Origin of the sequence: Micromonospora sp. NPDC049049, from assembly GCF_040649115.1 — a bacterium.
Lineage (GTDB): Bacteria > Actinomycetota > Actinomycetes > Mycobacteriales > Micromonosporaceae > Micromonospora.
In genome coordinates this window covers 23951-34919 of sequence record NZ_JBEZEX010000007.1, presented here as the reverse complement: position 1 = coordinate 34919, position 10969 = coordinate 23951, and the positions used below count along the sequence as shown (strand labels likewise).

Annotated in this window: 4 protein-coding genes; all 4 read right to left on the bottom strand. The window is 71.7% G+C overall.

Annotated features, from left to right (window positions below; translation table 11 throughout):
• Positions 1–5: 5 nt before the first annotated feature.
• From AB0B68_RS09920 to AB0B68_RS09905, 4 genes are read right to left on the bottom strand one after another with little or no spacing between them, the layout of a single operon-like run.
• A complete protein-coding gene (locus tag AB0B68_RS09920; RefSeq protein ID WP_357196803.1) occupies positions 6–560 on the bottom strand; it encodes a DUF6817 domain-containing protein in 555 nt (184 codons plus the stop codon).
• Entirely contained in the window at positions 557–1528 is a 972-nt protein-coding gene (locus AB0B68_RS09915) for a TauD/TfdA family dioxygenase (RefSeq protein ID WP_357259044.1), read from the bottom strand. Before AB0B68_RS09915 ends, AB0B68_RS09920 begins: the two co-directional genes overlap by 4 nt.
• Before the next feature lie 39 nt (positions 1529–1567).
• The gene (locus AB0B68_RS09910) at positions 1568–9613 is read right to left on the bottom strand and encodes an amino acid adenylation domain-containing protein (RefSeq protein WP_357259041.1); all 8046 of its coding nucleotides are present in this window, start codon (positions 9611–9613) and stop codon (positions 1568–1570) included.
• Positions 9613–9894 carry an MbtH family NRPS accessory protein gene (locus tag AB0B68_RS09905; RefSeq protein WP_357196794.1) on the bottom strand — a complete coding sequence of 94 codons (282 nt, stop codon included), beginning with the start codon at positions 9892–9894 and terminating at the stop codon, positions 9613–9615. Before AB0B68_RS09905 ends, AB0B68_RS09910 begins: the two co-directional genes overlap by 1 nt.
• Positions 9895–10969: the final 1075 nt, after the last annotated feature.

Genomic DNA, 10969 nt, shown 5'->3' with positions numbered 1-10969 from the left:
TGCGTCTACTCGTTTCCAGCGAGGGCGAGCGGAGCGAACCCGTAGGCGCGCTCCAGGGCGGTACGGACACTGTCCGGCAGATAGCGGCGCATGGCGTCGAACTCGCGGGCGCGGCTGAACTTGCTTGACTCGGCGAACCGGGGACGTTGCTCCAGCCAGTTCGCCACCGTCAGGGCGGCGAGGTCGGTGTACTGGCCGGCGCTGACACCGACGCAACCGCCCGAGCGGTCCTCGAGCAGGAACGGCGGGCCGTCGAAGGCGGCGTCGAAGAGGGCGCTGCGGGTGACGGTGCCGAACAGGTACGCCAGCGTCTCCGCCTCGGCACCGATCAGCTCCCGCACGGCGGGCCGCAGCTCGTGCGGGATCGCGCCGGTCGGGAAGATCTCCGTGCCGTACACCGAGTGGAACAACCCCGCGTCGCACAGCTCCTGCCGCGACCCCCACTGGGCCAGCAGGTCGTGCACGCCGCGCAGATGCGCCAGCAGGTTGGCCTCCGAGTGCGCCAACTCGGCCACTCCGTGCGACTCCAGGAAGGCGATCTTCTCGGCGAGCCCGCTCACGCCGCCTCCCGACTGCCGTACGACCCGGTCATCGCCACCAACGTCTTGCGCGGCCCGGTGAAGCTGGACCGGCCGTGCGCCATCGCCATGTTGTCGACGACCAGCAGGTCACCCTGCTGCCAGGGGAAGGCCAGGGACTCCGCGTCGAACGCGGCGCGGATGGCCGCGAGGTCGGCGTCGGTGATCGGGCTGCCGTCACCGAGATACGCGTTACGCGGCAGGTCCTCCTCGGCCAGCAGTTCCAGCAGCGCCTCCCGGGTGGCCTCGGGCAGGTTGGAGACGTGGAACAGGTGGGCCTGGTTCATCCAGACCGTCCGCCCGGACACCGGGTGCACGGTGACGGCCTGGCAGATCTCGGTGGTCCGCAGCGCGCCGTCGTCGAACCACTCGTAGGTGATGCCCCGCTCGCGGCAGAACTCCTCCACGGCCTCCCGGTCCATCCCGGGGAACGTCTCCTGCCAGGACACCCCGAGACCGACCCGGTAGTTGCGCACGTACCGCACACCGTGCCGCTCGAAGCGCTCGCGCACCTCGGCGGGGATGCGCTGCCAGACGGCGTGGCTGTCGGCGAGCGGAGTCTCCCCGCCGGTCTGCGCCGGGATGTTCGAGTAGAAGAACAACCGCCGGGGCCACACGCTTGTGTACGCCATCTCGTTGTGCAGCGGGATGACCTCGCTGGCCGGGTACTCGGTGGAGGTGTACACGTCGCCGACCTTGCTGCGCGGCGTCGACCGGTAGGTGTACTCGGCCATCTCCTCGCCGAAGACCTTGACGAATGCGGAGAAGGCCGGCGCGTCCGGGGCGTCGAACCCGCGCAGCAGGAGAGCGCCGTGGCTGTCCAGTCGGTCGTTGATCAGGTCGAGGTGCTCGGTGGCCCATTGCGCCGGCGAGATGCCGGGCGAGGTGGCCTCGATGCAGGCCACCCGGTTGCGCTCCGGGAACAGGCAGCTCTCTTTCACGTGGTCCATGTCGGAGGTCCTTCCGCGTACGTCGGGTCGTGGTCCGGGTCAGTCGGCGTCCGGCCGGACGAACGACCGGAGGGCGGCCAGGGTCAGGGCGGCGAGCCGCTCGATGCTCGTCCGCTCGTTGAGGTTCTTGCTGTACTTCAGGTGCAGGCTGAGCTCGCCGTTGGCGAACCGCGCGAACACCTGGAGCCGGTGCATGCGTTGCAGCTTCGGCATCGGCCAGGAGTCGTCCATGGCCGGCCCGAGCAGCGGCGACTCCTCGGGCTCGTGGGCGAACTCGCCCCAGTTGTTGAGCAGGATGTCCGGCTTGCCGAGCGGAGCGAGCGCGTCCGCCACCGCCGGATGCCCGCCGAGGTAGCGCAGCAGGCCGAAGGCGAGGCCGCGCCGGGGCACCGCCTCGATCTGCTCACGGACCGACTCCAGCAGGGCCCTCGGGCCGGGCTTCTCGGGTCGGCGGACGAGCCGGGGTGAGGTCATCGAGAAGCGGCCGATGGCACGGGACAGGTCGAGGTCCTGACCGCCCATCTCCCGACCCCGGGCGACGAGGTCGACCAGGATCGACGACTGACCGGACCAGTCGGTGAAGCCCTGGAGAGTGGCGGCCAGCAGCGCGTCGTTGACGCTCAGGCCGTACTCCTGCGGCACCAGCCGGCGCAGCGCGGCGGTCTCCTCCGCGTCGAGCCCGACCACCACCGTCGCCTCCGACGACATGCAGTCGTCTCCGTCGGGGTGGTCCAGCGGCCAGGTCGGGACGGGTTCCTTGGCCAGCGCCGTCCAGTACGCGATGTCCTCGGTCAACTCGGTGCCATGGGCGAGCGCGTCCAGGTTGCGCGACCACTCGGCGAACGACGCCGTCGGCAGCGGCAGGCGCGGCTCCTCGCCGGCCTCCACCGCCTGGTACGCGGTCTGGAGATCCGCCATCAGGACGTCCCAGGAGCTGTTGTCCATCAACTGGTGGTGGACGATCACCACGAGCAGATCGGGACGGTCGGCCCCGTAGCGGACCAGGGCGACCTGGAGCAGCGGCCCGTTCTCGATGTCGAGCTTGCGGTGCAGGGTGCGGTCGAGGCGCCGGAAGGCGACCTCCTGGTCCGCCGGGTCGAGGGCGGACAGGTCCACGTTGGTGAACGGCGTGGGCTGGTAGGGCTCGTTGACCCGGACCGACAACCGGCCCCCGGGTCGGGGGAAGCTGATCCGCAGCGAGTCGTGATGGGTGATCACCGCCGCCACGGCCCGCTCCACCAGCGCCGGGTCGAGTGACCGCAGCGCATCGAACATGAAGATGTGCGTGTACTTGTGCGGGTCGGCGAAGTTTCGCTCGGCGAAGGCCACGTGCGACGCGACGAGCGGGACCACACCGGGGTCCGTACGCCGGACTCCGTCACCACCCGCACCGGCGGTCGTCTGCCCACCGGCCACGGACGCGAGGCCGGCGACGGTGGGGTGCGCGATGAATTGCGCGGGCGTGATCACCACACCTGCCTTACGGGCCCGGTCCACCACCCGGATCACGTGCAGCGAGTCCCCACCCAGGGCGAAGAAGTTGTCCTCCGGACCCACCGACGGCACCCGCAGCACCTCCCGCCAGATCCCGGCGAGGACCTCCCGCGCCTTGTCGGCCGGCGTCTGCGCGGCGGTCGCGACCGAGGCGAGCGCGGCGATGGTGGGGTACGCGATGAACTGCGCGGGCGTGATCACCACACCCGCCTTACGGGCCCGGTCCACCACCCGGATCACGTGCAGCGAGTCCCCACCCAGAGCGAAGAAGTTGTCCTCCGGACCCACCGACGGCACCCGCAGCACCTCCCGCCAGATCCCGGTCAGGATCCCCTCCACCGGCCCACGCCGGGTCTCGGCGGTAGCGGTGGCAGCGGCGGTGGCCAGAGCCGCGGTGGGGGTCGACGGCGTCAACGCGGCCCGGTCGACCTTGCCGTTGGGCAACCGGGGCAGGCGGTCGACGAGCGCCACCGTCGGCACCATGTAGTCCGGCAGCCGCTCCCGCAGCGCCGCACGTAGGTCGTCGGTGGAGAGCGCGGCACCCGGCCGCAGCGCCACGTGGGCCACCAGCCGCCGGTCGTCCGCACCGTCGTCGTCGCAGAGCACCACGCACTCGCCCACGCCGTCCAGGGCGGACAGCGCCGAGGCGACCTCGTCCGGCTCGACCCGGTGCCCCCGGATCTTGACCTGGTCGCCGATCCGGCCCAGGAACTCCACGGTGCCGTCCGGCAGCAGCCGCCCCCGGTCACCGGTGCGGTAGAGCCGGTCGCCCGGCGCGCCCAGCGGGTCGGGCACGAACCGCTCGGCGGTCAACGCGGCGTCCCCCAGGTAGCCCCGGGCCAGGCCCGCACCCCCGACGACGATTTCGCCGGGCAGGCCGGTCGGCACCGGCCGCAGCCTCTCGTCGAGTACGTACAGCCGCGCGCCCGGGATCGGCCGACCGAGCGGCACCACCGCCTGGCGGCCCGCCCGGTCGATGCGGACCTCCGACACGGCGACGATGCCCGTCGTCTCGGTCTGGCCGTACATGTTGACCAGCCGGGGCGCCGTCCCCGGCGCGTTGCGGATGGCCTCGGGAAGCTCGTAGCGCAGCGGCTCGCTGGCGGTGAGCACCACCCGTGGCCGCCACCCGCCGGGCGAGGTGAGCGCCGGCAACAGGACCCGCAGGTACGACGGCACCAGGTCCAGCACCTGCACGCCGTGCGCGGTGACGAAGGTGAGCAGCGCCAACGGGTCGGCCAGGTGCGCGCGCCCGGCGACGACCACGTGGCCGCCCAGCGTCAGCGGTACGGCGAACTGCCGCACCGACGACGAGAACGCGAACGACGCGGTGTGCAGGAACACCGGCTCGTCGGGCAGGGCCAGCGCGGCCGGCAGCCCGTCCAGGTACGCGGACAGCCCGCCGTGGGTCACCACCACACCCTTGGGGAGCCCCTTGGTGCCGGAGGTGTAGACCACGTAGGCCGGGTGCTCCGGTCGCAGCGCCGGTGTCGGCCGGGGGCCCACCGGGGCCGGCAGGTCCTCGATCGTCACCACCTCGCCCGCGCCCTGGGGCGTACGACCCGCCAGGTCGCGGGTGGTGAGCGTCATCGCCGGCCGGGCGTCCGCCACGATCGCGGCCAACCGCTGCGCGGGGTACGCGGGGTCCAGCGGCACGTACGCGGCGCCCGTCTCCAGGACCGCCAACGCCGCCACGACGACGTCGACGCCCCGGTCGAGGTGCAGGGCGATAGTCGTTTCCGGGCCCGCGCCGCGTTCGGCGAGCACCCGGGCCAGGTCACCGCTGCGGCGGTGCAGGTCGCCGTAGGAGAGGGTCGTCTCGCCGCTGGTGACCGCCGGAGCGTCGGGTCGGCGTCGCGCCTGCTCGGCCACCCGGGCGGTGAGCGTGCGGTGCACTGCGCCATCCGGCAGCGCCGGACCGTGCGCGAGCGCGTCGAGACGCTCCCGTTCGCCCGGCAGGAGGGGATCCACGTCGAAGACGCGCTGGTCGGGGTCATCGACCAACCGGTCCATCAGCACCCCGAGGCGGCTCATCATCGCCTCGACGGTGCCCTCGTCGAACAGGTCGGTGCTGTACTCGGCGTGCCCCTCGATGCCGTCCTCGGTCTCCCACAGGTCGATCAGCAGGTCGAAGCGGGCGGTGCACTGCTCGTTGTCGATCGACGTGAGGGTGAGGCCGGGGCCCGGGTCGGGCAGGCCGCCCGGGGCGTTCTGCAACGCGAAGCGCACCTGGAACAGCGGTGAGTGGCTGAGGCTGCGGGTGGGCGCCACCGCGTCGACGACCATCTCGAAGGGGACGTCCTGGTGGGCGAACGCACCGTGCGCCGTGCTGCGGACCCGCCGCAGCACCTCGCGGAAGGTGGGGTCGCCGGAGAGGTCGACCCGCAGCGCCAGGGTGTTGGCGAAGAACCCGACGAGCTTCTCCAACTCGGTGCTGGTGCGGTTGGCCACGGGCGTGCCGACGGTGATGTCCCGTTGGCCACTGAGCTGGGCCATGAGCACGTCGAAGCCGGCCAGCAACGCCATGAACAGGGAGACCTTTTCCCGCCGCGCCAGGTCGGCCACCGCCCGGGACCGCTCGGCCGACCAGCTGACGTCGTGGCGCGCTCCACGGAAGGTCTGCACCGCCGGTCGCGGCCGGTCGGTCGGCAGGTCCAGCGTGGGTACGCCGTCGAGCTGCCGCTTCCACCAGTCGAGCTGGTCGTCCAGCTCGGCGCCGGTCAGCCAGGACCGCTGCCAGAACGTGTAGTCCACATAGGTGTGTGTCAGCTCGGGCAACGAGGACTGCTGCCCCTGGGCGATCTCCCGGTAGAGCGTCACCAGGTCGTCCAACACGATGTTCAGGGACCAGCCGTCGGAAACGGTGTGGTGCAGCGTCAACAGCAGCACGTGCGAGTCGGGGCGTACCCGCACCAGGGTGCCGCGCAGCAGCGGCCCGGCGGCCAGGTCGAACGGAGTGCGCCCCTCGGCGTCGAAGAGGGCGGCCAGCCGACCCTCCGGGTCGGCGTCGCCCCGCACGTCCACCTCGGTGTACGCCACGGCGTCGACGGGCAGGAACTCCTGCACCGGTTCGCCGTCCACGGACGGGAACCGGGTGCGCAGCCCCTCGTGCCGGGCCCACAGCGCGCCGAAGGCCGCCCGCAGCGCGTCGGCGCGCAGGTCACCGTCGAAGCGCAGCGCGAGGGGCACGTTGTAGAACGCGCTGTCCTCGGCGAGCCGGTTGAGGAAGTACAGGCGTCCCTGCGCGTGCGACAACGGCACCGGGCCGGTCCTCGGGACGGCGACGAGACCGGGCCGGGGGGCCCGCCCGCCGAGCGCCTCGATCCGGGCTCCCAGGTCGGCCAGCGAGGTGGACTCCAGGAACACCGCCAGCGGCAGCTCGATGTCGAGCTTCTTGCGCAGCCGGGCCATGGCCCGGACCGCGAGCAGGGAGTGCCCGCCCAGGTCGAGGAAGTTCGCGTCCCGCCCGATCGACTCGACCGGCCGTCCCAGCACGTCGGCCCAGACCTCGGCGATGGCCTCCTCCAGCCGGCTCTGCGGAGCGGCCAGGGTGGACTCCGGCTCGGCAGCCGTGGGCGCGGGCAGGGCCGCCCGGTCCACCTTGCCGTTGGCGGCCAACGGCAGCGCGTCGAGCGTGACGACGACCTCCGGCACCATGTAGTCCGGCAGTTCCGCGCGCAGCGCGTCACGCGGGTCGTGGGCCGCGGAATCCCCGGCCGCTGTGACGTACGCGACCAACCGCTCCTCACCAGGCCGGTCGGTACGCAGCAGGACCACCGCCTCGCGGACCTGCGGCAGCCGGGTCAGGGTGGCCTCGATCTCCGCCAGCTCGACCCGGTACCCCCGGATCTTCACCTGGGTGTCGACCCGGCCCAGGCAGTCCAGTTCGCCGTCGGGTCGCACCCGGACGAGGTCGCCGGTGCGGTACATGCGCTCCCCCGGCGTCGGGGCGAACGGGTCGGGCAGGAAGCGCCCGGCTGTCAGGTCCGGCCGACCGTGGTAGCCACGGGCCACACCGGCACCCGCCACGTACAGCTCACCGACAGTGCCGGGCGGCACCGGCAGCAGGTTGCCGTCCAGCACGTAGAGCCGCGTGTTGGCGATCGGACGACCGATCGGCACCACACCGGACAGGTCGGTGCCGTCGTGCACCTCGTGCACGCAGCAGCCGACGACGGTCTCGGTGGGCCCGTACTCGTTGACGATCCGCAGGCCCGGAGCCCGGCGCCGCCAGGCGGCGGCGGTGGTGCCGTGCAGCGACTCGCCACCGACGATCAGATAGCCGTCAGCAGCGATGGTCCGGCTCGGAACGGCCCGGTCCAGCGCCTCCAGGTGGGCCGGGGTGAGCTTGACCAGCCCGAGGTCCAGGTCGCTGCCGAGCAGCTCGGTGAGGGTCTCCAGCTCGGTGCCGTCGGCGACGAGCACCACCGGGCGTCCGGCCAGCAGCGGACAGAACAGCGTCGTCACCGACAGGTCGAACCGCAACGGCGAGACCAGGGGCGCGCCCCCGCCCTCGGCCACCCGGTACGCCAGCAGGCTCCACGCCAGGTAGTTGGTCAGGCCGCGGTGGGTGACCACCACACCCTTGGGTCGCCCCGTCGAGCCCGAGGTGTAGATCACGTAGCAGGCGCTGTCCGGGTGCGGACGCGGTAGCGGCGGCAGGTCGGTGGTTGCGTCCTCGTCGCCGTCGGGCAGCAGCACCGACGCGTCGGTGTCCGGTAGGTCCGCGAGCCGGCCCGCGCTGGTGACGACCACCCGCACCTCGGCGTCGGTGAGCATGAACCGCACCCGCTCGGCGGGCTCGCCCACGTCCAGCGGCACGTACGCGCCGCCGGCCTTGAGGGTGGCCAGCACGGCCGTGACGAGGTCGACACCCCGGTCCAGGAAGAGGCCGACGCGGGTCTCCGGGCCTACCCCGTGCCGGCGCAGCCGCGCGGCGAGGGCGTCGGCCCCGCGGTCCAACTCTGCGAACGTGACAGTCAGGTCGCCGACCAGGAGCGCGGGCGCGTCAGGGGTACGGGCGGCCTGCCGAGCGAACAGCTCGTGCGCGCGCACGTCGCCGAGAAGCGGGTCCTCGGTGCGGTTGCCGTCCACTACCGCCGCCCGGGTCTCCTCAGCGGACAGGAGGCGGGCCAACCCGACCGGGGCGTCCGGCGCGGCGGTCAGACCGGCCAGCAGAACGCCGAGGTGAGCGGTCATCCGCGCCACTGTGCGCTCGTCGAGGATGTCGGTCGCGTACTCGGCCAGCCCCCGCAGCCGGCCGTCGGCGTCCGGCCACACCTCGACCGTGAGGTCGTGCTTGCTGATCGGCAGGTGGTGTTCGACGGCCGTGACCCGCAACCCCGCCGCCTCGACCTCCAACGCCTGGTCCTCGACGAGGGCGAACATCACCTGCGCGAGGGGCGTGTGGCCGAGGTCGCGCTCCGGGTCGACCGCCTCCACCACCGTGTCGAAGGGCACCTCGCCGTACGCCATGCCCTGCTGCACGAGATCGCGGACCCGTCCCACCAGGGCCCGGAAGGTGGGCGCGCCGGAGGTGTCGACCCGCACGACGATCGAGTTGACGAAGGAGCCGACCATCGTCTCCAGCTCGACCCGGGGGCGGTTCGCCACCGGGGTCACCACCGAAACCTCGTCCTGGGCCGCGTACCGCGACATCAGCGCGGCGAACCCGGCGAGCAGCACCATGAACGGGGTGGCCCGCTCCTCCTGGGCCAGGCGGGTCACCGCCGGCCACAGGCCGTCGGGCAGGGCGAAGCGGTGCCGCTCGCCCCGGAAGGACTGCACCGGCGGGCGGGGACGGTCCAACGGCAGGTCGATGACGGGCACCGCGCCCGCCAGTGCGCGCTTCCAGTAGTCGAGCCCTTCGGCCAGCTCGGTGGCGCGGTCGGGACGACTCTCCCAGGCGGCGTAGTCCGCGTACTGCACGGTGAGGGGCGCGAGCGTGGGAGCCCGGTCCTCTGCTCCCGCGCGGTACAGCTCCAGCAGCTCGTCGATGAGCAGGCTGACCGACCAACCGTCGCAGATGCTGTGGTGCAGGGTCAGCACCAGCACGTGCGCGGTGGGCGTCTGCCGGAACAGCGCGGCGCGAGCCAGTGGCCCGTCGGAGAGCGAGAACGGACGACTCGCCTCGTCGCGTACGGCGGCCAGCACCGCCGCGTCGTCGACGGGCAGTGGGCGCGGGGTGAGGTCCACCTCGATGTCGGGCAGTATGCGCTGCACCGGGTCGCCCTCGTTCGCCGCGAACACGGTCCGCAGCGCCTCGTGCCTGTCGACGAGGGCGCGCACCGCGTCGGTGAGCACGTCGAGCCGGAGCGCACCGGTCAGGCGTAGGGCGGTCGGCACGTTGAACATCGCCGAGCCGGGGACGAGCTGGTCCATGAACCACAGCCGGCGTTGGGCCGGGGAGACGGGCAGGTCGCCACCGCGCGGCACCCGGGTGAGCGCCTCGACCGGCCGGGGGCGCCGGCCGCCGAGACGCTTCTCGAACAGGGCCCGCTTCGAGGGCGACATCGAGTCGAGGCGTGACCGGCCGGGCGAGAGTGCCGCGCTGTGTGGCGCGGGGCGGCTGGCACTCGCGTCGGTGGTCATCAGGCCACCACCCGAGCGGTGCTCTCCAGGTGCGTCACGAGGCTACGCGGCCGCATGTCCGTCCACTCGGTGGTGACGTGGTCCAGGCAGGACGCGCGGGAGGCGGGCCCGTGGGCCACCGTCCACCCGGCCGGCAGGCTGAGCGACTCGGGCCACAGCGAGTGCTGCCCCTCGTCGTTCACCACTACGAAGAAGCGTCCGTCGGGGTTGTCGAGAATGTTCACGTCTTCCTCACTCTGCGCCTGGTCCCAGGACCCGACGAGGAAGCGCTGAACCGGCACGGCGGCCAGGCAGGGACCATGGCGGTCAGACCTGCCGGCGTCGCAGTCGGGACGCGCGTCCCCAGATCGGGCGTCGTCAACTGTCGTTTGCGGAGACTTTGCTATGCGTCACTCAGAGGACGTGCGGGGTTTCACCGCCGCGTGTCTCGCTATCGGATTCCACCACGGCCACGGCCGGCCACCTGCACGTTAATCGGCTATCCGACCCGAGGCCGAGCGCCCTTTGCGGACGCAAACAAGTCGATGTCAAGCAAATTTTGGCAAGCCACGCTGAGCCCACGTCGCGCTCCCCCCCGAAGTTGCGACCCAACAGCGTTCATGAATGTAAACGCAAGCGAGGCACAGAAAACCATCAGACACGGAGCGTGTCAAGACCCTCGCCTGCCGCTGAAGTCGACCATCCCAACCGGGACGTATTTATGACAAATACTCCGCAGGTGGTTGGTCGACCGAGCACGCCGGCGGGCCCGCCGGTGCTCCGTCGAGCGGGCCTGCGGGCGGTCGGGGGGACGACCGGAATCGGCCAGAAATGCGGTGCCAGCAACACGTCTGTGCAGTACAAGGGTATTTTCGGCGGCTCTCTGGGCCGTGCGGACCGATCAAGAACGACGCCGCCGCCCACAGTGGACGAGGCGCGTCGGAAGGATCACCTGCGCGGAACGGGGAAAATCATTCATCGCGGAAATCGTGGTCACAATCCGACACGGAGACGAGTCTCACACGACAGCCGGAAAGAACGACCGATCATCCATTGGCCGAGCAACCGAATGGTTGGACAACAGTCAATGTAATGGTTGTTAACGTGCGCAATGCGAGGCACGACAGAGAGCGCAACCGTCGCCGGGTCACAGCCCTCGCGAAGCCGTCGACCATCCAGGCTGACAAGCCGACGCGTGATCCGCCGGGCGATTCCGTTCGATTGCCGGATCCGATCAGGCCCAGACAACGCGTCGAGCGCCGGATTCCTTTGTCGCACAGGCCCGCCCCCACGCGTGCATGGCGCCGGGGATAGGCGCTCGGCGCACCCGAAGGCGCCTCCGACGCCGGGCACCCAGCTGGCCGTCGACACCCGAAT